Source organism: Alphaproteobacteria bacterium, from assembly GCA_041396705.1.
Taxonomy (GTDB): Bacteria; Pseudomonadota; Alphaproteobacteria; order CALKHQ01; family CALKHQ01; genus CALKHQ01.
Genome location: JAWKYB010000005.1, coordinates 238,293 through 259,536, shown reverse-complemented (window position 1 = coordinate 259,536; position 21,244 = coordinate 238,293). Strand labels below are relative to the sequence as shown.

The 21,244-nt window shown below is 71.6% G+C and carries 24 protein-coding genes; 12 read left to right on the top strand and 12 right to left on the bottom strand.

Annotation, left to right across the window (positions count from 1 at the left end; translation table 11 throughout):
• Positions 1–97 precede the first annotated feature (97 nt).
• The 4 genes from R3F55_09100 to R3F55_09085 all read left to right on the top strand — a co-directional run bounded on the left by R3F55_09100 (position 98) and on the right by R3F55_09085 (position 2,935).
• Positions 98–301 carry a hypothetical protein gene (locus tag R3F55_09100; GenBank protein MEZ5667572.1) on the top strand — a complete coding sequence of 68 codons (204 nt, stop codon included), beginning with the start codon at positions 98–100 and terminating at the stop codon, positions 299–301.
• A 453-nt stretch (positions 302–754) separates the two neighbouring features.
• Positions 755–1,150: a hypothetical protein gene (locus tag R3F55_09095; protein MEZ5667571.1), complete on the top strand. Its 396-nt coding sequence runs from the start codon at positions 755–757 to the stop codon at positions 1,148–1,150.
• Between the two features lie 160 nt (positions 1,151–1,310).
• A complete protein-coding gene (locus R3F55_09090; GenBank protein ID MEZ5667570.1) occupies positions 1,311–2,336 on the top strand; it encodes a helix-turn-helix domain-containing protein in 1,026 nt (341 codons plus the stop codon).
• 146 nt (positions 2,337–2,482) lie between these two features.
• The gene (locus R3F55_09085; protein ID MEZ5667569.1) at positions 2,483–2,935 is read left to right on the top strand and encodes a pyridoxamine 5'-phosphate oxidase family protein; all 453 of its coding nucleotides are present in this window, start codon (positions 2,483–2,485) and stop codon (positions 2,933–2,935) included.
• Here R3F55_09085 and R3F55_09080 read toward each other — a convergent pair.
• From R3F55_09080 to R3F55_09055, 6 genes are all read right to left on the bottom strand, one after another.
• Complete coding sequence (locus tag R3F55_09080; GenBank protein MEZ5667568.1) at positions 2,887–3,852, bottom strand: LysR family transcriptional regulator; 966 nt, start codon at positions 3,850–3,852, stop codon at positions 2,887–2,889. The genes R3F55_09085 and R3F55_09080 overlap by 49 nt on opposite strands.
• A 115-nt stretch (positions 3,853–3,967) precedes the next feature.
• Positions 3,968–5,452, bottom strand: a complete 1,485-nt coding sequence (locus tag R3F55_09075) for a HAMP domain-containing sensor histidine kinase (GenBank protein MEZ5667567.1) — start codon at positions 5,450–5,452, stop codon at positions 3,968–3,970.
• Positions 5,449–6,156, bottom strand: coding sequence for a response regulator transcription factor (locus R3F55_09070; protein ID MEZ5667566.1), 708 nt, complete (start codon positions 6,154–6,156; stop codon positions 5,449–5,451). The genes R3F55_09075 and R3F55_09070 overlap by 4 nt, the downstream gene beginning before the upstream one ends.
• Before the next feature lie 83 nt (positions 6,157–6,239).
• Positions 6,240–6,710: a hypothetical protein gene (locus R3F55_09065; protein ID MEZ5667565.1), complete on the bottom strand. Its 471-nt coding sequence runs from the start codon at positions 6,708–6,710 to the stop codon at positions 6,240–6,242.
• 56 nt (positions 6,711–6,766) lie between these two features.
• Positions 6,767–7,207 carry a hypothetical protein gene (locus tag R3F55_09060; protein ID MEZ5667564.1) on the bottom strand — a complete coding sequence of 147 codons (441 nt, stop codon included), beginning with the start codon at positions 7,205–7,207 and terminating at the stop codon, positions 6,767–6,769.
• A 33-nt stretch (positions 7,208–7,240) separates the two neighbouring features.
• A complete protein-coding gene (locus tag R3F55_09055; protein ID MEZ5667563.1) occupies positions 7,241–7,735 on the bottom strand; it encodes a cupin in 495 nt (164 codons plus the stop codon).
• Between the two features lie 263 nt (positions 7,736–7,998).
• On the opposite strand from R3F55_09055, the gene R3F55_09050 reads away from it, so the two are divergent.
• Together R3F55_09050 and R3F55_09045 are read left to right on the top strand one after the other, a co-directional pair.
• Entirely contained in the window at positions 7,999–8,781 is a 783-nt protein-coding gene (locus R3F55_09050; protein ID MEZ5667562.1) for a 3-hydroxybutyrate dehydrogenase, read from the top strand.
• 73 nt (positions 8,782–8,854) lie between these two features.
• Positions 8,855–9,412, top strand: coding sequence for a DUF4329 domain-containing protein (locus tag R3F55_09045; protein MEZ5667561.1), 558 nt, complete (start codon positions 8,855–8,857; stop codon positions 9,410–9,412).
• 78 nt (positions 9,413–9,490) lie between these two features.
• Here R3F55_09045 and R3F55_09040 read toward each other — a convergent pair whose 3' ends face one another.
• Positions 9,491–9,889, bottom strand: a complete 399-nt coding sequence (locus R3F55_09040; protein ID MEZ5667560.1) for a lysozyme inhibitor LprI family protein — start codon at positions 9,887–9,889, stop codon at positions 9,491–9,493.
• A 212-nt stretch (positions 9,890–10,101) separates the two neighbouring features.
• Complete coding sequence (locus tag R3F55_09035; GenBank protein MEZ5667559.1) at positions 10,102–10,437, bottom strand: tRNA-binding protein; 336 nt, start codon at positions 10,435–10,437, stop codon at positions 10,102–10,104.
• Between the two features lie 141 nt (positions 10,438–10,578).
• On the opposite strand from R3F55_09035, the gene trxC reads away from it, so the two are divergent.
• A complete protein-coding gene (gene trxC, locus R3F55_09030) occupies positions 10,579–11,043 on the top strand; it encodes a thioredoxin TrxC (GenBank protein ID MEZ5667558.1) in 465 nt (154 codons plus the stop codon).
• A gap of 13 nt (positions 11,044–11,056) precedes the next feature.
• On the opposite strand, the gene R3F55_09025 is transcribed toward trxC, so the two are convergent.
• The gene (locus tag R3F55_09025) at positions 11,057–11,614 is read right to left on the bottom strand and encodes a hypothetical protein (GenBank protein ID MEZ5667557.1); all 558 of its coding nucleotides are present in this window, start codon (positions 11,612–11,614) and stop codon (positions 11,057–11,059) included.
• 357 nt (positions 11,615–11,971) lie between these two features.
• Between R3F55_09025 and R3F55_09020 the strand changes: the two genes are divergently transcribed.
• Positions 11,972–13,273, top strand: coding sequence for a CAP domain-containing protein (locus R3F55_09020; protein ID MEZ5667556.1), 1,302 nt, complete (start codon positions 11,972–11,974; stop codon positions 13,271–13,273).
• Between the two features lie 15 nt (positions 13,274–13,288).
• Here the strand turns inward: R3F55_09020 and R3F55_09015 are convergent, their stop codons facing one another.
• From R3F55_09015 to R3F55_09005, 3 genes are all read right to left on the bottom strand, one after another.
• Positions 13,289–14,830, bottom strand: a complete 1,542-nt coding sequence (locus R3F55_09015) for an EAL domain-containing protein (GenBank protein MEZ5667555.1) — start codon at positions 14,828–14,830, stop codon at positions 13,289–13,291.
• Between the two features lie 186 nt (positions 14,831–15,016).
• Entirely contained in the window at positions 15,017–16,084 is a 1,068-nt protein-coding gene (locus R3F55_09010) for a tartrate dehydrogenase (GenBank protein MEZ5667554.1), read from the bottom strand.
• A gap of 77 nt (positions 16,085–16,161) precedes the next feature.
• Positions 16,162–16,560 carry a hypothetical protein gene (locus R3F55_09005; GenBank protein ID MEZ5667553.1) on the bottom strand — a complete coding sequence of 133 codons (399 nt, stop codon included), beginning with the start codon at positions 16,558–16,560 and terminating at the stop codon, positions 16,162–16,164.
• A 133-nt stretch (positions 16,561–16,693) separates the two neighbouring features.
• Between R3F55_09005 and R3F55_09000 the strand changes: the two genes are divergently transcribed.
• The 4 genes from R3F55_09000 (at position 16,694) to R3F55_08985 (ending at position 21,211) form a co-directional block, all read left to right on the top strand.
• Positions 16,694–17,602 carry a LysR family transcriptional regulator gene (locus tag R3F55_09000; protein MEZ5667552.1) on the top strand — a complete coding sequence of 303 codons (909 nt, stop codon included), beginning with the start codon at positions 16,694–16,696 and terminating at the stop codon, positions 17,600–17,602.
• Positions 17,603–17,846: 244 nt separating this feature from the next.
• Positions 17,847–19,016 carry an ABC transporter substrate-binding protein gene (locus R3F55_08995; GenBank protein ID MEZ5667551.1) on the top strand — a complete coding sequence of 390 codons (1,170 nt, stop codon included), beginning with the start codon at positions 17,847–17,849 and terminating at the stop codon, positions 19,014–19,016.
• Between the two features lie 189 nt (positions 19,017–19,205).
• The gene (locus R3F55_08990; GenBank protein MEZ5667550.1) at positions 19,206–20,261 is read left to right on the top strand and encodes an ABC transporter ATP-binding protein; all 1,056 of its coding nucleotides are present in this window, start codon (positions 19,206–19,208) and stop codon (positions 20,259–20,261) included.
• Positions 20,258–21,211, top strand: a complete 954-nt coding sequence (locus R3F55_08985) for an ABC transporter permease (GenBank protein ID MEZ5667549.1) — start codon at positions 20,258–20,260, stop codon at positions 21,209–21,211. Before R3F55_08990 ends, R3F55_08985 begins: the two co-directional genes overlap by 4 nt.
• The last annotated feature ends 33 nt before the right edge of the window (positions 21,212–21,244 follow it).

The window sequence follows — 21,244 nt, the reverse complement described above, 5'->3', positions numbered from 1 at the left end:
CTGTGCGGCCGCGACGGGCCGTACATTGGCGCCGTCGCCCGCCACCGTGTTAGTCGCGGAATTGACAGAAACAGGTCATATGTGACATTCGCGGCGAATGACCTTGCCCGCCTGCAGCGTGGTGGCGAACATCGCCCTGGTCGCGGCTCCGCGGACCTCGGCGGCGGTGACCCATGGTCTGCACGGGGTGTTCCGGCCCGTCGGCACAGTGTGCGAGCTATGGATCGGTACGCCGTCCGCCGTGCGCCGGATGGCGCCGCGTGTCGTCGCCTGCGACCGCCTGCCGTTCCGCGCGTCCTGAGCCTCGGTTCCGGCGCGGCGGATTCACCGTGACAACAATCTGTCAGGGTGGATCGCGCGCGGCCGCTCTCGACGCCGCATCGCCGCGCGGATATGATCGCTGCGCTTCGCTCCGTCAGGAGTACGCGCATGCCACAGCCGAACCTGGTCGTCGCCACGGCGCCTTCCGGCATAGCCCGTCGCGCCGTTGTCTGCGGTGTCACGGTTCCGAAGCCGGGTACGGCTGCCGGAACGAGCAAGATCGTCTGCGACGCCGGTCGCGCGACCCCGCTCCCACCGATTTGGCCGCACGACGACCCGCAGGCCGGCCTCCCGTTCCACTAGAGTCGGTCTTTGCCGTTGCGGGATTCCCGGGGCGCGCTCCGCCAGCAGTACGGGATTTCGGATACCTGTCCGCCGGTGTGCGCGGTCCGGCGGGTGCGGGAAGTCGGTCGCGCATTCCGGAGTGACAGTCATGACGAAGCCGATGTCCGCGGCCGCTGCGATCCTGGCCGCCATTCTCGCGTTGCTAACCGCCGCACCCGAGGCGGAGGCCCTGATCCGCCGCCCGGCTGACAACACCTCGGTGGGGCAGTGCGAACGGGATACCTTCGGCGGCAATGCCAGCAACGGTTGCGGCGGTCTGCTTTGCTGGTGCTGCTATTCCGATGGCTGCTGGATCTGCAACAACCTCACGGTTGCGCCCGCCGGAACCCAGGAGGATTGCGTTTGGGATCCCGCCTATTCGGCAAGCCACCTGCCGAGCAGCCGCGCCAATTTGCCCGGCGCCAACGCGCCGCAGCTCGAGACTGTGCCGGGCACGACCCTGCCGACGCTGACCGCACCCGGCGGCGGAACGACCAGCCAGTGACCATGGTCCGGGGCCGTACGGCTCCGGCGTCGGGACGAGCCTGGCAGATGGGCTGAGGACCGGCCGCGCGGCCGCGACCGGTCGCACAACGGTACCGTCACGCGCCCCTGCATAAGACGCGGAATTGACTGCAACGCGTCATATATGACATTCGCGGCGGATGACCTTGCCCGGCAGCACTGCCCCGGTCGCCATCGCCCTGGTCGCGGTTCCGGAGGCCTCGGCGGCGGTGATCTATGGGCTGCACGAGGTGTTCCTGGCCGTCGGCACGGTGTGGGAGCAACTGACCGGCGCGCCGTCCGTCGTGCGCCGGATGGCGCCGCAGGTCGTCGCCGGCGACCGCGCGCCGTTCCGCACTGCGGTCGGTGCGCCGGTGGTCGCCGACCTCGCCTTTGCCGAGGCGGCGCGGCCCGACATCGTGATCGTCGCGGACCTGACGCTGGACGCGGGCGCCGAGCCCGCCGGCCGCTGGCCGGAGGCGACGGCCTGGCTGCGGCGGCAGCATGCACGCGGCGCCATCGTCTGCTCGGTGTGCACCGGGGCGCTGATGCTGGCCGAGGCCGGCCTGCTCGACGGGCGCGAGGCGACGACCCATTGGAGCGCCGGACCGCTGTTCCGCCGCTGCTATCCGCGCGTGCTGCTGCAGCCCGAACGGGTGCTGGTGCCGGCGGGTGCCGGGCACGGCATCGTCACCTCGGGCGGCTCGGCCTCGTGGGCGGATCTCGCGCTGTACCTGATCGCCCGCTTCTGCGGCGAGGACGAGGCGCGGCGCATCGCCAAGGTGTTCCTGTTCGGCGACCGCAGCCACGGCCAGCTGCCCTTTGCCGCCATGGTCCGGCCGGCCCGCCACGACGATGCGGTGATCGCCGACTGCCAGGCCTGGATCGCGCAGCACTATGCGACAGCCAACCCGGTGGCGCGGATGGCCGGCCGCTCGGGACTGAACGGCCGCACCTTCAAGCGCCGCTTCCGCCGCGCCACCGGCTATGCGCCGCTCGACTACGTGCAGACGCTGCGGATCGAGGAAGCCAAGCAGATGCTGGAAACGGGCGACGCGCCGATCGACGCGATCGCCGGCGATGTCGGCTATGACGATCCCGGCTCGTTCCGCCGCCTGTTCAAGCGCACGACCGGGATCAGCCCGAGCCGCTATCGCCAACGCTTCCGCAGCGTGGTGCCGGCATAGCGGCGTGCGGCCGCCTTCAACCGGCGAAGCCGGTCCCGCCGTCCGTCGCCGCCCCGCTTGACGGGCGTCAAGGAGCCATACCCGGCTCCGGTGCCACCCTTTTCCCTTGTTCGGCAGCGACGGTAGCGACGGCAGCGGAGGGACGGATGGCGGATGAACCCTTGGACCTGGCACGGGCGATTCTGGCGCAGGGGCGCGATCTGGCCATCGCCACGCTGCGGCCCGACGGCTTTCCGCAGGCGACGACGGTCAGCTACGTCGCCGACGGCCTGACCATCTATTTCGGTTGCGGCGAGCATTCGCAGAAGGCGCGCAACATCGCGCGCGACGCGCGGGTGTCGCTGACCCTGACCCTGGACTACGACGACTGGACCGGGATCCGCGGGCTGTCGCTGGCCGGACTGGCCGAGCGGGTGACCGACCCGGCGGAAGTCGGCCATATCGGCAAGCTGATGATGGCCCGGTTTCCGCAGGTGGCCGACCTGGACCCGCCGTGGGAAGGCGACATCGCCTTCATCCGGGTGATGCCGAAGGTGATCTCGGTGCTCGACTACCGCAAGGGCTTCGGCCACACCGATCTGGTCGCGCTTCCGGGCTGACCGCGCCGTTCGGCCTGCGGCACCGCGGATGGGCGGTCGCGTGCCGCGGGACCGGTGCCGTCGATGAAGGCGAGCAGGCGGCAGACCAGCGGCGTTGGCGGGCGCGCCGGATCGACGTGCAGGCTGACCGTCTGCGCCAGGGCCGGCTGGCCGAGGGGCCGCGCGACCACCTCCGGCGGCAGGGCGCACCCCTCCGGGGCGACGGCGATGCCGACCCCTTCCGCCACCATCGCCGGCAGCCAGCAGGCATCGCGCACGCGACAGACGATCCGGGGCCCGGCCGCCGCGGCGGTCAGGGCGCGTTCGATGCCGCAGCCGGCCTCGGCGTCGCCGGACAGCAACAGCCGCTCGCCGGCCAGAGCCGCGAGCGGGACCGCGTTGACGGCGGCCAATGCATGTCCGCGCGGCATCAGCACCGCGACCGGCTCGTCGAACAGCGCGCGGCCACCCGTCGCCGTGTCGGTCGCCGCCAGCCGCGCGACGATCGCCACGTCGACGGCCCCGTCGGCAACACCGCTCAGCACGCTGTCCTCCGCGCCGCGCTCGAAGAACAGCCTGGCGCCCGGGGCGGTGGCCAGAAATCGGGCGAAGAACCGGCCGGTACGGGTCGGTCCCACGGTACCGGCAATCGCGATCCGCAGCAGGCCGGCGGTGCCCGCGGTCCAGCCCGCAGCCGCCATGCGCGCCGCCGCGACATGGCGTTGCAGCCGGCTCAATTCGCGCCGCACCGCCTCGCCGACCGGGGTCACCGCGATGCTGCCGTGGCGGCGATGGAACAGCTGGCAGCCGAGCTCGTGCTCCAGATTCTGGATCGCGCGGGTCAGCGACGGCTGCGTGACGTGGCATTGCTCCGCCGCCCGGGTGAAGTTGAGCGTCTCGCACACCGCCAGGAAATAGCGGATGTGGTGCAGGTTCATCGCGGGTCCCCGACCGGGGGTCATGCCACCCGGCGCCGCCAAGACTAGACCGCGGCGCCGGCCGCGATCCTCACGCGCCGGTCCCGGATCCTCAATTTTCCATCACGCCCGCGGTTCAGGCCATGGGCGCCGCCGGCAGCTCGAAGTACACCGTTGCGCCGCCGGTACGATCGAGCGCGCCGATGCGCCCGCGGTGCAGCGCGACGATCCGCTTGGCGATCGCCAGGCCGAGGCCCGCGCCCTCGCCGAGCGCGCCCCGGCCCGGATCGCCCTGGTAGTGGCGGTCGAAGATGTGCGGCAGGTCCGCGGCGGCGATGCCCGGCCCGCTGTCCTCGACCTGGGCGTACACGCTGTCGCCGGCATGGGCGACCGTCACCGTCACCCGGCCGCCGGCCGGCGTGAAGCGGAAGGCGTTCTCGATCAGCTTTTCGAAGACTCGCTCGATCAGGCCGATGTCGCCGACCACGAAGGGCGTATCGCGGGCGATGTCGGCAGTGAACCTGATGCCGCGCCGGCCGGCGGTATCGGCGAGCTTTCCGGCCATGTCCTGGGCCAGCTCGGCAATGGAGAAGGGCTGCATGGCGAGCCGCGGCGACGGCGCTTCAAGGCTGGACAGCTCGAACAGTTCGCCGATCCGGTCGGTCAGACGGACGGCATAGTCCGAGGCCAGTGCCAGGTAGCGCTGCCGGGTGGCCGGGTCGAGGGCGGTACCCTTGATCATCAGCGTCTCCAGAAAGCCGCGCAGGGTGGCGAGCGGGGTGCGCAGGTCGTGCGAGATGTTGGCCACCATGGTCCGGCGCGCCTCGTCGGCGCGCTCCAGCATGGCGATCTGGGCGCTGATCATGTCGGCCATCTCGCGGAACGTCTCCGCCAGCGCGTCGATCTCGTCGCGGCGGGCGGCGGCCGGTGCGCGGGCGGAAGCGGGCGCCCGGCGGAAGCGATCGTCGCCGAAGCGGCGCATTTCGGCGGAGAGCCGGCGGAACCGCCTGGTGATCAGCAGGAAGGCGACCGCGCCCATCAGCAGCGTCAGCGCCGCCGCTGCCGCGGTCATCGCCACGGTCAGCTGCAGCACGTAGTCGTCCTCCAGCATGCGCGCGATCGACTGGTAGGCCTCGCCGCCGAGCACGACGTAGAGATAGCCGTCCGGTCCGGCAGGCCCGGCAATGGCGGCGGCGGAGAACACCTTGCGCCCGTCCGCGCTGCGCGGGTCGTCGCCGAGGATCGGATAGGCTTGGCTGCCGTCGAGAAAGGCCGCGATCGGGGCCAGGTCGACCCGGTCGCGCACCACGCGGCCGGCCGGCGCCGAAAACGCGAGGATGCGGCCCGCGGCGTCCAGCCGGTAGATCTCGATCGCGGCATTGACGCTCATCAGTCGGTCGAAGGCCATCTCGACCGGCGCGTTGCCGTCGCCGGCGGGCGGCAGCCAACCCTCGGCCAGGATGCGGGCGGCAAGCCCGCCCTCCACGCTCTGCTCCACCGTCTGCAGGTGATGGCGGGCGAACAGCAGCGCGAGCACGGCGAACGCCGCGCCGTTGAGCGCGAGCAGAACCGCCATGGTGAGCATCAGCTTGCCGACCAGGCTGCGCAACGGCCGGATCATGGCTCCGCTTCGGCCGCAAACTTGTAGCCCACACCCCAGACGGTAAGGATGTAGGTCGGCTGGCGCGGGTCGCGCTCGATCTTCGCCCGCAGCCGGTTGATATGCGAGTTCACGGTGTGCTCGTAACCGAGATGGCCGGTGTGCCACACCCGGTCCAACAGCTCCGCGCGGGTGAAGACGACGCCGGGGTTGGTGGCGAATTCGGCCAGCAGGTCGAATTCCTTGGCGGTCAGCTCGACCTGGCTGCCGGCGACCGAGACCGCACGGCCGTCGAGGTCGATCGCGATATCGCGAATGCACAGCCGCGGCCGCGGCGCCGCATCCCGGGGTGCCGCCATGGCATCGACCCGTCGGAAGATCGCCTTCACCCGCGCGATCAGCTCGCGGATGCTGAACGGCTTGGTGATGTAGTCGTCGGCGCCGAGTTCCAGGCCGAGCACCCGGTCGAGCTCGGTCGAGCGCGCGGTGAGCATCAGCACCGGCGTGTAGCCGGGCCCTGCGCGAATCCGCCGGCATACCTCCAGTCCGTCGAGCCGCGGCAGCATGATGTCGAGGATGATCAGGTCGTAGCGGCGGCGGGCCGCCAGTTCGAGGCCGGCCGGTCCGTCCGCCGCCCAGTCGGCGCTGCAACCCATGTCGCCCAGGTGCAGCGAAAGCAGCTCGGCGATATCGCGGCTGTCCTCGATCACCAGAACCTGACGCATCGGTCCGTCCCCGCCCGCCGGCGCCGGCCGCCGGCGCGCGATTATGCGGCCGGCTGCCGGATTGGCAAAGATCGCCGCGGCGCTCAGGCCTCGCGCCAGCGGATCACCGCGGCGGTGACGATGCCGAACAGCACGTGGCCGATCAGCGAGGCGTAGGCCAGGTTGACGAAGCCGAGGAACGGCGGCAGGCCGGCGAAGATGTGCGCCATCACGTAGAGCGCGAACACCCACAGCCCGACGCCGAAGCCGGCGCCGACCACCCACCAGGGCAGGAACGGCGCGACCAGCCGGGCGAGCGGCCGGGCGGCGTAGAGATAGCCCAGCGGGTAGAACACGACGCCGACCACGATATGGATCAGCTCGGCCAGGAAGCCGTTGCTGAAGCCGAACACCGACTGCACCAGCGCGGCCGGCTGCAGCGGCCCGCCGATCCACAGCGGCGTGAGCAGCCGGGCCCAGATCTCCCAGGTGGCATCGGCGGCGACGCCGGCCAGAAGCGAGGCCAGCGCCGTCGCCCGGATGGCCGGCGGGAACAGGGCGGGCCGGTCCGCCATCGTCAGGGTGGCTTGCTGTTGCATCGGGTATCACTCCTCTGCTGGCCGCCGGCCGGTCATCGCGCCTTCGGGGCGCCCGCCGGCGGCGGCAGGATGCGGGGGTCGAATGCCGTGAAGGCGTCGGCGCAGCGCCGCGCGGCGCGGTCGATCTCCTCCAGGCAGGCTTCGGACTGGCGATGGATCAGCGCCAGGGCCTCGCGGTTGGTGTCGACGACGATCGCCGACAGGTCGCGCAGGTGGCTCAGCGACGCGGTCACCGCCTCCGCCGGCGCCGTGGCGCCGGAGGCCGTCGCGCCGGCCTGGCCGGCCAGCGCCGTCCAGGTCCGCGTCTGCAGCTGGCCGCAGCGGGTCGCGCAGTCGATGGCGAGCCGGCTGACGGCGGTCAGCGCGTCGATGTTGCGCCGCGCCATGTCGAGCAGCGTGTCGAGCGTCTGCGCATTGTCGACGTGGCCGTGCGTGCCGGCGCCGACCGGCGCATGGGTGTGGCCGTCCCTCATCTGCGTTCCTCCCTCGCCCGGGTCGCGCCCGGCTCACATGTGGTCGTCGTTCATCATCTCGAACGGCACGACGTCCGACGACAGCACGACCACGGCTTCGTCTGTCGGATTCTCCCACCAGTGCCGATGGCCGGGGCCGAACTCGGGGCTCCACTCGCCGGCCTCGTGCGTGATCGGGACGGCGCAGAGCGCGTTGTGCTCGATCAGCCGGCCGTTGAGCACGTAGACGATCGACGGGCGGTCGTCGTGCCGGTGCGTCGGCACGATCCCGTGCGGCGCAATGGTCAGCCGGCGGGTGCGCAGCATGAAGTTGCCCATGTCGCGCCAGCCGGTCAGGTCGACCGTCGACAGGATCTCGCGCTGGATGCCCTCCTCGGGCCTGACCTCGATGTCGCGCGGCTCCGACAGCACCTGGTCGGCCGGGCAGGAGCCGGCCTGCGCCGGCGTTGCCATCGCCAACGCGGCCGCGGCGGCAAGCAGGGCGGCCACGACCGTGCGGCCCTGGAGGGTCGAGCGTGTGTTCGGCATCGTGCATCTCCGGCTCTGGATGTTGCCCGGCGCAGCCAAAGCGTCGCCGGTAGCGCAAAGATGCGGATCGCCGGGGCGCCGCTGAAATGCCGAGTGACTGTCGCTTCGATAGCACCCGTCTATGGCGGTCCGGCGGATGCGACGACCGGCTGGCGGCGGATGCGGAACTGTGGCACGCCGTTGCGCGGCGGCAGCGGAACGGTTCGCCGGTCCCGGCGGTTTCCGCAACGGCCCCGCTTCGAACCACATGAAGGGACAGTCCTATGAACCTGAAGGACAGGGTTTGCCTGGTCACCGGCGCGGCCGGCGGTATCGGCGAGGGGATTGCCCGGCGCTATGTCGCGTCCGGCGCCAAGGTGGCGATCGCCGACCTGAAGCTGGAGGCGGCCGAGACCGTGGCCGCCGCGCTGACCGCCACGGGCCCGGGCGAGGCGATGGCGGTGGCGATGGACGTGACCAGCGAGGAACAGGTCGCCGCCGGCGTGGCGGCGGTTGCGGCGCGCTGGGGCGGGGTCGACGTGCTGGTCTCCAACGCCGGCATCCAGATCGTGCACCGGGTCGAAGACTTCCCCTTCGCCGACTGGAAGAAGATGCTGGCGATCCACCTGGATGGCGCCTTCCTCACCACCAAGGCCTGCATCCCGCACATGCAGCGGCGCGGCGGTGGCGCCATCGTCTACATGGGCTCGGTCCATTCGAAGGAGGCGTCGCCGCTGAAGTCGGCCTATGTCACCGCCAAGCACGGCCTGCTCGGGCTGGCGCGCGTGGTGGCCAAGGAAGGCGGGGCGCACGGCATCCGCGCCAACGTGATCTGCCCCGGCTTCGTCAAGACGCCGCTGGTGGAAAAGCAGATCCCGGAGCAGGCCAAGGCGCTCGGCATCTCCGAGGCGGAGGTGGTGAAGAAGGTGATGCTCGGCCAGACGGTCGACACCGAATTCACCACCATCGAGGACGTCGCCGAGCTGGCCCACATGCTGGCCGCCTTCCCGACCAATGCGCTGACCGGCCAGTCGATCGTGGTCAGCCACGGCTGGTACATGAACTGATCCCGGCCGGCCTGCGGCTGTGCTAGGCTCGCCGCGGCACGTCGATGCCATGGCAGGTAACTTGGGGGCGAGGATGCGGCGGCTTTGTGCGGTCTGGGTTTCGGCGTTGCTGGCGGCGACGTCGGCGGCGGCGCAGGACGACGACGATCTCTATGAGGAGTTGGACGCGTTCGCGGCCGCGCATCTGAGCGGCATCCAGCCGATGTCGTTCGACGCCGACGTGGAGTTCTGCGGCTACTACGGCCTCGATGCCGACCAGCAGATCGCGGCGACCCCGCCGACCCGCGGCGAGCGCGACGGCTGCCTGCCGGCCGACCCGCCGGCCGACTGGAGCGAGCTGCTGGCGTCGTGGCACACCCATGGCGCCTACACCCTCGACGCCGACATCGAGGTGCCGTCGGTCGACGACCTGCTCGGCGACATCGCCGAGGGCGTCGACGGCTACATCGCCACCCCCGGCGGCCGGCTGTGGCTCAACGTCTATGACGAGGGCGTCTCGGTGTTGCTGTGCGGTCCGGGCTGCATCGTCGCCGACCCGGATTTCCACGAATGCGCCGCGTTCATGCCCGACGACGAATATGACGTGCAGAGCCTGCAGCAGCGGGCGGCGGACGACCCGGGCAGCTGCTGACCCGGCGCCCGCCGCCGCGGCGGCCTTTCCGGTTCGGCCGATCCCCGATCCTGCGGGGCTGCCCGGCCGGGGCCGGTGCTAGTGTACGAAGCGCATCAGCGCGTCGGCCCGGGCGCGCGCCATCTCGATGCGGCAGCCCTGGATCGCGATCCCGGTGCCGCTGCCGCCGCCGAAGGTGGCGCCGACATAGTCGCAATGCTGGTCGCGGAAGGCCAGCCAGGCCTGCTGGGCCGCTTCCAGCGCCGGCACGGCCACGGCGCGGCCGGTCGCCGCGTCGGTCTCGCGCGCGTCGGCGGTGGCGAATTCCAGCGCCTGGGCCATGACCAGGTCGGCGGCTTCCGCCACCGGCACCAGGCAATTGCCGATCTCGACCTGGCTGCCGGATTGCACGCTGCATTCCTCGACCGGGCCGGCAATCGCGGCGGCGCCGACGAGGAACAGCGGGACAAGGGCGGCGAAGAACGTCTGGGGACGCATGGTGTACTCCATCTGGGGGGGGCGCGTCAGAAGCCACAGAATCGCGTCGAATCTAGGGCGGACCGTCTCCGGCGCCGGCACTGCCGCGCGAGGGCGCCCGGATGTCGGCGTCTTCGACCGGCAGGGTCAGGCCGCCGCGGTCGCCGGCCTGCGGCCGCGAGCGTTGGGCATGGCGGGTGCGCGGGCACCCGACCAGGGCCGTGGCGGCACCGTCAGTACAGCCGGCCGCCGTTGGGCACCGGATGGTCGACCCCGATCAGCACCACCTCGCCGTCGGCGTCGGGCATGCCCAGCACCAGCACCTCGGACATGAACTTGCCGATCTGTTTCGGCGGGAAATTGACCACCGCCGCCACCTGGCGGCCGACCAGCGCCTCCGGCGTGTAGTGCCGGGTGATCTGGGCCGAGGTCTTGCGCTCGCCGATCGCCGGCCCGAAGTCGATGCGCAGCTTGTAGGCCGGCCGCCGCGCTTCCGGGAACGGGCACGCCTCCAGGATGGTGCCGACGCGGATGTCGACCTTGAGGAAGTCGTCGAAGCTGATCGTCATCGTGCGGGGTCCGCTGCGGCGGGTGGCAAGGCCGCCCTGATACGCAATCGCGGCGCGCGGCGCCAGCGCGAAGCGTCGCAGTTGGGTTTCGGGCGGCCAGACACCATCTCGGATGGAGATGCAACCGGTCGGGACGAGGCGATGGCGACGGACGGCAAGATGCATGTGGTCTGCCCGCACTGCGATGCGGTGAACCGGCTGCCGCGGGCGCGGCTGGGTGAGGCGGCGAAGTGCGGCGAGTGCGGCGGACGCCTGTTCGAGGGCGCGCCGGCCGAGGTCGACGCGGCGCGCTTCATGCGCCATGTGAAGAAGAACGACATCCCGGTGCTGGTCGATTTCTGGGCGCCCTGGTGCGGGCCGTGCCGGGCGATGGCGCCGGAGTTCGAGAAGGCGGCCGCGACGCTGGAGCCGCGGGTGCGGCTGCTGAAGCTGAACACCGAGACCGCGCCGGAGGTGGCACAGGGGCTCGGCATCCGCGGCATCCCGACGATGATGCTGTTCGCCGGCGGCGGCGAGGCCGCCCGCGTCTCCGGCGCGATGGATGCGCGCCGTCTGGTCGCCTGGGTCGAGGGCGAGCTGGGCCAGGTGTGGGCAGCGGCCGGCTGAGGCCGCGCGCCGCTCACGGCTGCGCGGCGGCGGCGATCCCGGCCAGCGCGTCGGTAAGCCGGCCCTGGGCGGCGAAGTCCCAGTCGCCGCCATAGACGATGTCGGCCAGCCTCCAGCCCTCGCCGGATTCCACCACCACCGCGGTGTCGGTCCACGCGGTGGTGCCGGCCGAATCGTCGCGGACAAGCGCCACCGGGCAGGTGGCGCCGATGCCGGCCGCGACGCAATCGCCGACCGTGTAGCCGGTCGGACCCTCGTACAGCGACGAGAACAGGTCGCCCTCCGCCAGCGGCGGCTCCGCCCCGGCGGTGGCCGCGCTGTGCGCCGCCTCGGCCGCGGCCGCCGCGTCCAGCGCCTCACCCAGCGCGGGCGAGACCAGCGGCGCCAGCGTCGCGCGGCCGGCTTCGTCGGGCACGCCGCCGACCGGCAGCGCGGCCACGGCGTCATAGAACGCCTGTGCCGCGGCATGCGGCGTCGCGGCGGTTGCGGCGACGGTCTCTTCCGCCGGCGGCGCCGAGTTCACGCAGCCGGCCGCAAGGGCGCAGGCGGTCAAGGCGATCGCGGTCTTCATTCCGGTGTCCCCCATTGCAGGCCCGCCGACGGGCCCCGGTCGAGCGCGGAGATTACACCAGCGCCATGCGCCGTAAAGCCCGCCGCGCGGCGCCCCCCGCAAAAGGCAGCGGCCTACGTCAAGAAATAAACCGAGATTAACGAAGAAACTGTCATGTGAAGGCGTGTCCATTATCGCAAGATGGAAATATTGACTGAAAATTCAGTGTCGGCCTGGCGAGTTCGTCCATAAGTTCCCGGGTCGCGGCAAGTAACCGACCCGAGCCGGCGTCGCCGACCCGGGTCGGATGCCGGCCGCTTCGAGGCCAATCCGCGAACAGGGCCGGCGGCATCGCGACCGCCGGCGGGGGGAAACCAGATGTCCGATGCAAGCGCGCTGGAACAATACATGCTGGAGCTGATCAACGCCGAGCGCGCGGCGGTCGGCGCCCAGCCCCTGGCCTTCAACGGCAACCTGAACGATGCGGCCGAGGACCATACGGTCTGGATGCTGGCGACCGACACCTTCTCGCACACCGGGCAGGGCGGATCGAGCGCGGGCCAGCGCATGCAGGCGGCTGGCTATGTCTTCTCCGGCTCGTGGGCGTGGGGCGAGAACATCGCCTGGCAGAGCACGCGCGGCGCCGCCGGCTATGCCGACGACGTCGCCAACCTGCACGATTCGCTGATGAACAGCGCGGGCCATCGCGCCAACATCCTCAACACGACCTATCGCGAGATCGGCGTCGGGGTGGAGGTCGGCGAGTTCTCCGGCTGGAACGCCGCGATGGTCACCGAGAATTTCGCCAAGTCCGGCACCGCGGTGTTCCTGACCGGCGTCGCCTTCGACGACAAGGACGGCGACATCCTCTACGACGCCGGCGAGGGGCTGGGCGGCGTGACCGTCGACATCGTCGGCAGCGGCGGCCAGCACCTGCAGACCACCACCCAGGCCGCCGGCGGCTATCAGATCGCGCTGGCCAACGGCAGCTACACCGTCACCTTCTCCGCGCCGGGGCTGGAAAGCGAGACCCGGCAGGTCAGCATCAACGGCAGCAACGTCAAGCTGGACTACGCCGATCCCGATCCGGCCGGCGGCGGCGGCGGCACGGTGTTCGGCAGCGAGGCCAAGGACATCTGGTACGGCGCGCTGGACGACGACATCTATTTCGCCCTCGGCGGCAACGACACCGCCAAGGGCCGCGACGGCAACGACACCATCGATGGCGGCGCCGGCCGCGACTACCTGGTCGGCCACGACGGCAACGACCTGCTGATGGGCGGCGCCGACAACGACCGGCTCTATGGCGGCGCCGGCAACGACATCCTGCGCGGCGGCGGCGGCAACGACTACCTGCGCGGCGACGAAGGCCACGACATCCTGCAGGGCGAAGCCGGCAACGACCAGCTGCGCGGCTATGCCGGCAACGACACGCTGATCGGCGGCGACGGCCGCGACGTGATGCTCGGCGGCACCGGCGCCGACCTGTTCGGCAACGGCGGCAGCGACGGGCTCTACGACCGGGTCAGCGACTACAGCGCCGCGCAGGGCGATGCGATCATCGACGGCGCGTCCTACGTGTTCAGCGGCACCAACACCTATGTCTACAATGCCGCCGGCGACCTGATCATGCGGCTGGACCGCTACGACGCCGACAGCGACGGCATCAACTACGCCTGACGCCAGGGCGCGGGCTCAGCCCGCGGCGCCGCGGTGCAGGTCGCAGCCCAAGTTGGCCAGCATCGAGGTCAGCTGCGGGTCGGGATCGGCGCCGTCGCTGCGGGCGGCGACCACGCGCAGCCGGCGCTCGTGCGCCCAGGCGATGGTCGCGGCAAGCCGCACGCGGGCCTGCACCCGCTGCCGCGCCTCGGCGACCAGCCGGGCGTGCAGGGTCAGCCGGGTCAGCGGCATGTGCGAGATCAGCGCGTCGGAGCTGTCGCCCAACCCGAACCGGTGCACGCCGACCCGGATCTCGCGATGGACCGCGGCGTCGACCAGCTGGATCGCGGCCTCCGGGTCGCGCGCCACCGCGCCTTCGTCCAGCTCGACGATCAGCCGGCCGGACGGCTGCCAGCTCGTCTGCGTCTGTTTCAGCGTCAGCAGCGCGTCGAGACGCGGCAGCTGGTCGAGCGAGACGATCAGGTCGGGCACCCAGCCGCCGGGCCAGCGGCCCGCGGTCGGGTGCGTCGCCAGCGCCTCCAACAGCGCCTGCGGCTTCGGCAGCTCGGCGCATTGCACCGCAAGGCCGCAGGCCTGGCGGTTGCGCAGGTCGTGCTCCACCGCGAAGGCGAAGCTCGCGCCGTAAGGGCCGTCGCCGACGATCGAGGCGGCGGTGCGCTGGATCGAGGGACTGGCCGCATGCGCGCCGGTCGGCTCGGCCAGCTGCTGGCGGCCGAGGGCGACCAGGTCGGACGGGTGGCTGGCGCCATCGCCGATCGCGATCGCGAAGCGCGCCACTGCGGCGGCGCCTGTGTCGCTGTCCTCCAGGGCCCTGCGCAGGTTCTCGGTGACCGATTCCACCGCGACCCGCACCGCGGCATCGTCGCCGCGCAGCGGCTCGACGATCACCGCCAGGGTGTGCGGGTCGAGATGGGCGACGGTGTCGGCGGGCCGCACCGCCTCGACCAGCTCGTGGCCGATCGTGCGCAGCTGGCCGTCGTCGAACGCCGCCGCCTCGCCGGTCGCGGTCAGGTCGATCAGGATCAGCGCGAAGCGGTGGGTGACGGTGCGCCGGCTGCGTTCCACCGCCTGCTGCAGGCGGTCGATCAGCAGCGGCTGCTGCGGCAGCCGCGTCGCCGCATGGTAAAGGCCGGCCGTCGGCGCCCGCTCCATCCGCGCATCGGTGCCCAGCCTGGCGCGCAGCACCCAGGTCTCCCCGCCCAGCGGGCGCGCCTCCAGCGCCACCGCCTGGCCGTCCTGGCGCCGCGCCGTCCAGCGCCAGCCGGTGTTGCCCTGGTCCGGCGGCCAGCTCAGCACCTCGTCCGAGCGCAGCGCCCAGACCACGTCGCGCAGCCGCGCGCCCGGCCTGCGATGCGGCGCCGGCGAATCCAGCATGGCGAAGAAGGCGCCGGCGATGTCCTCGAGGCGGCCGCCGGCATCGGCCAGCGCCCAGCCCTCGCCCAGGCTCTCGACCGCGCGCGCCAGCCATGCTCCGGCCCGCGCGGCGGCCAGCGGCGCCGTAGCAGGCCCGTCGTCGGGATCGGCGAGGCGGTCGGTTCGGGTCGCTGCGTCCTGCATCGGTTCTGCCCGGCGGGCTGGTTCGGGGCCAGGGCCCGACCATCCTGGCCGCACCCATCGATCGGACAAGAATAGGAAAAACCGCGGTCGATCTCAAGTTAAACCGACGCAATACCGGTCCTATTATTTCATAATCGACGCAGTTTTCCTCGGATTATTCAAAAGGTATTTCGAATTTTATCGAATTTACGCTGAGCCGATTGCGGCGCGGATCGCGTCGGCCACCGTCGCGGTGTCGGCCCTGCCGCCCATGTCGGGGGTGCGCGGCCCGCCCTGGCCGAGCACCTGCTCGATCGCGCCGACGATCAGCCGCTCGGCCTCGGGATGGCCGAGATGAGCCAGCATCATCGCGCCGGACCAGATCATGCCGATCGGGTTGGCGATGCCCTTGCCGGCGATGTCGGGCGCCGACCCGTGCACCGGCTCGAACATCGACGGCTGCGCCCGCTCGGGGTTCAGGTTGGCCGACGGCGCGATGGCGATGGTGCCGGTGACGCCGGGCCCCAGGTCCGACAGGATGTCGCCGAACAGGTTGGACGCGACCACCACGTCGAACCAGTCCGGGTGCATGACGAAATGCGCGGTCAGGATGTCGATGTGGTACTGGCTGGTGGCGATGCCGGGGTGGCGCGCCTTGGCCGCGGCGAAGCGCTCGTCCCAATAGGGCATGGTGTGGATGATGCCGTTCGACTTGGTCGCCGAGGTGACGTGCCGGCGCGGGCGCGATGCGGCCAGCCCGAAGGCGTAGTCGAGGATGCGGTCGACGCCGCGGCGGGTGAACACGGTCTCCTGCACCGCCATCTCGGCCTCGGTGCCGCCGTACAGCCGGCCGCCGATCTCCGAATACTCGCCCTCGACATTCTCGCGCACGATCATCATGTCGATGTCGCCGGGCGCGCGGTCGCGCACCGGCGGGGTGACGCCGGGCAGCAGCCGCACCGGGCGCAGGTTGACATACTGGTCGAAGCGGCGGCGGATCGGGATCAGCAGGCCCCACAGCGAGACGTGATCGGGCACGCCGGGAAAGCCGACCGCGCCGAGGTAGATCGCGTCGAAGTCGGCCAGCCGGTCGAGGCCGTCGGCCGGCATCATCCGCCCGGTGTGGCGGTAGGTCTCGCAGCTCCAGTCGAACGCGGTCCAGGCCACCGAGGCGCCGACCGCGGCGGCGGCGGCTTCCACGGCCCGCTGGCCGTGCGGCATCACTTCCGGCCCGATGCCGTCCCCGGCGATGACGGCGATGCGGTGCGTAGGCATGGGCGGCTCCGGCTGGTGGCGACGGGCGGGCACCATAGCCGGCATGCACGGCGGCCGCCAAGCGGCATCGCTTCGGCCTACTCGATGACGAGCTCGAGCAGCGCGAAGCCGGCCGGTCCCTCGGCGGGCACGAGCACGGCATAGGTCGCGCCGACGTTCACGGCGACGGCGAGCACGAAGCAGACGCCGACCGGCGGCGGCTCGGTCCACAGCGGCGCCGCCTCGTGGCAGACGGCGTTGTCCCAGCGCAGCGCGAACCCGCCGGGATGGGTCTCGACGCCGAGGATCGCGGTGAGACGGGCGCGAAGGTCCGCCGCGATCCCGGCCTCGACGGCGGCGACGTCGCCGGCCGGCAGCCGGGCCAGCAGCGGCGGCGCGCTGGTGGCTGGCGTCGCCGCCGGCTCGGCACAGGCCGGGGTGCCGGCGGCCAGACACAGGGCCAGGGCGACGCCGCCCGGCTTCGCGATCGTGCGCATGGTCTCAGATCCTTCCCGATCGGCGCGCGCCGGCGGCCCGCCGCGACATTGCTCGGTCGCCGCGACCGGCGGCTTGGTTCAAGGCGTCGGTCTCGTGATACGAAGGCAGGCCCGTGAGCGCGGCGGAGTGGCGATGCAGTTCACCTTGAAGCAGGTCACCTATTTCCTGGCGGTCGCCGAGGCCGGCTCCCTGACCGGCGGCGCGGCGCAGCTGGGCGTCTCGCAGTCGGCGGTGACCGAATCGCTGCAGCAGCTCGAGGCGCGGACCGGGGCGGCGCTGTTCAGCCGCCACGCCCGCGGCGTCGACCTCACCTACCAGGGCCACCAGTTCCTGCGCCACGCTCACGCCATCCTGGCCTCGGTGGCCGATGCCGAGCGCGCGATCTCGGCGCGGCCGGAGACGGTGACCGGCCTGCTCAACCTCGGCGTCACCAGCATCGTCTCGGGCTACTTCCTGGCCCATGTGCTGGCGCGCTATCGCCGGCTGTTCCCCAATGTCGACGTCCGCGTCACCGAGGACGAGCGGCCCTATGTCGAGCACCTGCTGGTCAACGGCGAGCTCGATGCCGGCCTGGTCATCGTCTCCAACCTGAAGGAGGCCTATGCGCTGGAGCACGAGACGCTGATGCGCTCGCGCTTCCGGCTGTGGCTGCCGACCGAGCATCCGCTGTGCGCGCGGCCGGCCGTGTCGCTGGCCGACCTGGCCGGGGAGCCGATGGTGGCGCTGGCCGCGGACGAGATCGCGGAGCAGGTGCGCGCCCATTGGGCGACCGCCGGCCGCAGCCCGCGCATCGTGCTGCGCACCTCGTCGGTCGAGGCGGTGCGCAGCCTGGTCGCCACCGGCGCCGGTCTCGCCATCCTGCCCGACATCACCTACCGGCCGTGGTCGCTGGAGGGCGACCGCATCGAGGCGCGCCGGCTGGACGAGGCGATGCCGCCGCTGGACATCGGCATCGCCTGGCGGCGCGGCTCGGCGATGCCGGCGCCGGCCGCCCGCTTCATCGAGATGGCGCGCGAGGACGCAGCGCTGCGCACCCGATAGCTCGCCGTCCGCCATCGGTATTTCCGATGTGCAGCCCTCGGAATTCCGACTTCCGCGGTTCCGGGCATGGCCGTAATGTCGGCAGCAGGGGTCACGCCGCTTCCGTCATTGCGAGCCGCCGACAGGCGGCGTGGCAATCCATACGATCCCGCCCGCGCGCCGAGAGCGTATGGATTGCCGCGTCGCCGCATTGCGCGCAATGACGGTTGCGGGGTGGCGAATAACAGGGGAAGGGACGGGGAGCATGAGTGCGATACTGCGATGGACGGGTGCGGCCGCGGCGCTGGCGCTGGGCGGGCTGGCGACGCCGGCAACGGCACAGCTGACCGAGGCGATGAGCGCGGTCGGCGACGGCGAGGGCGAGGTCCGCATCGTGGCCTGGCCGGGCTATATCGAGCGCGGCGAGACCGACCCGGCCTATGACTGGGTCACCGGCTTCGAGGCCGACACCGGCTGCATGGTCAAGGTGCAGACCGCGGCGACCTCCGACGAGATGGTCGCGCTGATGAACGAGGGCGGCTTCGACCTGGTCACCGCCTCCGGCGACGCCTCGCTGCGGCTGATCTACGGCGAGCAGGTGCAGCCGATCAACATCGCGCTGGTGCCGAGCTGGGGCACGGTCGACCCGCGGCTGCAGGACGCGCCCTGGCACACGGTCGGCGGCGTGCACTACGGCGTGCCCTACCAGTGGGGCTCCAATGTGCTGGCCTACAACACCGAGGTGTTCCCGGAGCCGCCGCAGAGCTGGAGCGTGGTCTTCGCCGAGACGACGCTGCCCGACGGCCAGAGCAACGTCGGCCGGGTCGAGGCCTTCGACGGCCCGATCCACATCGCCGACGCGGCGCTCTATCTGATGCACAACCAGCCCGACCTGGGCATCACCAACCCCTATGAGCTGAACGAGACGCAGTATGCGGCCGCGCTCGACCTGCTGCGCCAGCAGCGCGAGCTGGTGCTGCGCTACTGGCACGACGCCTTCGTGCAGATCGACGACTTCACCAACGAGGGCGTGGTCGCCTCCGGCAGCTGGCCGTTCCAGGTCAACATCCTGCAGGCCGGCGGCGCGCCGATCGCCTCGACCATCCCGGCCGAGGGCGCGACCGGCTGGGCCGACACGCTGATGCTGCACGCCGAGGCGCCGAACCCGAACTGCGCCTACAAGTTCCTCGAGCACAGCCTGTCGTCGAACCTGCAGGGCGACCTCGCCGCCTGGTTCGGTTCGGTGCCGGCGGTGCCGGCCGCCTGCGGCACCTCAGAACTGCTCGGGCCGGAGGGCTGCAAGGTCAACGGCATGGACGACTTCGACAAGATCTGGTTCTGGCGCACGCCGCTGGCCGAATGCGACAGCCAGGAGGCCTGCGTGCCCTACTACCGCTGGGTCACCGACTACATCGCGGTGCTCGGCGGGCGCTGAGACCCGACGACGGGCGCGCGCCGGATCGTGCGGTGTTGCGTCCTTCGACAAGGTTTGGATGATGAAGAGCTGTGGGCTTTGCCGGCTGGGATCCCGTGGGCCGCGCAAGATGACGCCGCATCATCCTGAGCCTGTCGAAGGGCGCTTGCCGCCCCTGCGGCGCACCTGACCGTGGCGCAGGAAAGCGAAGTGCCGGCGGCGGACGCGCCGCCCTCGATCGCGATCCGCTTCGAGGGAGTGGAGCGGCGCTTCGGCGCGGTCGCCGCGGTCGACGGCGTCGACTTCGAGATCGCCGACGGCGAGTTCTTCTCCATGCTCGGCCCCAGCGGCTCGGGCAAGACCACCTGCCTCAGGCTGATCGCCGGCTTCGACCAGCCGACGGCCGGCCGGATCACCCTGCACGGCCGCGACATGGCGCGGGTGCCGCCGTTCGACCGCGACGTCAATACGGTGTTCCAGGACTATGCGCTGTTCCCGCACATGTCGGTGCTGCAGAACGTCGCCTACGGCCCGATGATCCGCGGCGTGCCGTGGCACGTCCGCCGGGCCGAGGCGCTGCGCATGCTGGAGATGGTCTCGCTCGCGGCGATGGCGCAGCGCCGGCCGGCGCAGCTGTCCGGCGGCCAGCGCCAGCGGGTGGCGCTGGCCCGCGCGCTGATCAACAAGCCCTCCGTGCTGCTGCTCGACGAGCCGCTGGGCGCCCTCGACCTCAAGCTGCGCGAACAGATGCAGGAGGAGCTGAAGGCGCTGCAGCAGCAGGTCGGCATCACCTTCATCTACGTCACACACGACCAGGGCGAGGCGCTGGCGATGTCCGACCGCATCGCCGTGTTCAACGAGGGCCGGATCGAGCAGATCGGCAGCCCGCGCGAAATCTACGATGCGCCGCGCACGGCCTTCGTCGCCGGCTTCGTCGGCGCCGCCAACGTGTTCGGCGCGGAGGCCGGCGCGCGGCTGCTCGGCGAGCCGGTGGCCTTCGCGGTGCGGCCGGAGCGGCTGCGCCTGCTGCCGGCCGGCGCCGCGGCGGACGGCCTGCTGGCGATGGCCGGCCAGGTCGAATCCCACACCTACCATGGCGCCAGCCTGCGCACGGTGGTGCGGCTGGACGGCGGCGAGGCGGTGCGCGTTACCGGCGATGTCGATGCGGTGCTGGCCGTCGGCGTACCCTGCACGGTGGCGGCGCGGCCGGAGCATGTCGCCCGGCTGGAGGGCGATGCCGGCGACGCGCCGCCGGGCGCGGCATGAGCGCGGCCGCCGACGTCGCCGCGCCGCGGCTGCCGGCCGACGGGCCGTCGCGGCAGATCTCGCGGCTGCTGTTCGCCCACCCGGTGCTGCTGCTGGTGCTGCTGGCGACTCCGCCGCTGCTGTGGCTGGGCGTCATCTATCTCGGCTCGCTGTTCACCCTGCTGGCGCACAGCTTCTTTTCCATCGACGGCTTCACCGGCCAGACGGTCTACGAGCCGACCCTCGCCACCTATGGCGAGCTGTTCACCGCCGCCAACATGGACGTGGTGCTGCGCACCGCCGCGATGGCCGCGGCGGTCACGGTCGCCTGCGCCGCCATCGCCTTTCCGGTCGCCTACTACGCCGCGCGCTACGCCTCGCCGAGGGCCAAGGCGGTGTTCTACCTGGCGGTGATGCTGCCGCTGTGGTCCAGCTACCTGGTCCGGGTCTACGCCTGGAAGCTGATCCTGGCGCGCGAGGGCATCGTGCCCTGGCTCGCCGACCAGCTGTCGCTGACCTGGGCGCTGGACGGCGTGCTGTCGATCCCGGTGATCGGCGGCGCCACCCTGTCGACCAGCTACATCGGCACCTGGCTGGTGTTCACCTACATCTGGCTGCCGTTCATGATCCTGCCGGTGCAGGCGGCGCTGGAGCGGGTGCCGCGGCACCTGGTCGAGGCCTCGGCCGATCTGGGCGCCCGGCCGCGCCAGACCTTCCGCACGGTGATCCTGCCGCTGGCGCTGCCCGGCGTGGTCGCCGGCTCGATCTTCACCTTCTCGCTGACGCTGGGCGACTATATCATCCCCGGCATCATCGGCAGCTCGCGGCCGTTCATCGGCCAGGTGGTGCTGTCGCTGCAGGGCACCGCCGGCAACATCCCGCTGGCCGCCGCCTTCGCGGTGGTGCCGATCGCGATCATGGCCGTCTATCTCACCGTCGCCCGCAAGCTGGGGGCGTTCGATGCGCTGTGACGCCGCCGCCGTTCCCGCCCGTCCGCCGGCCCG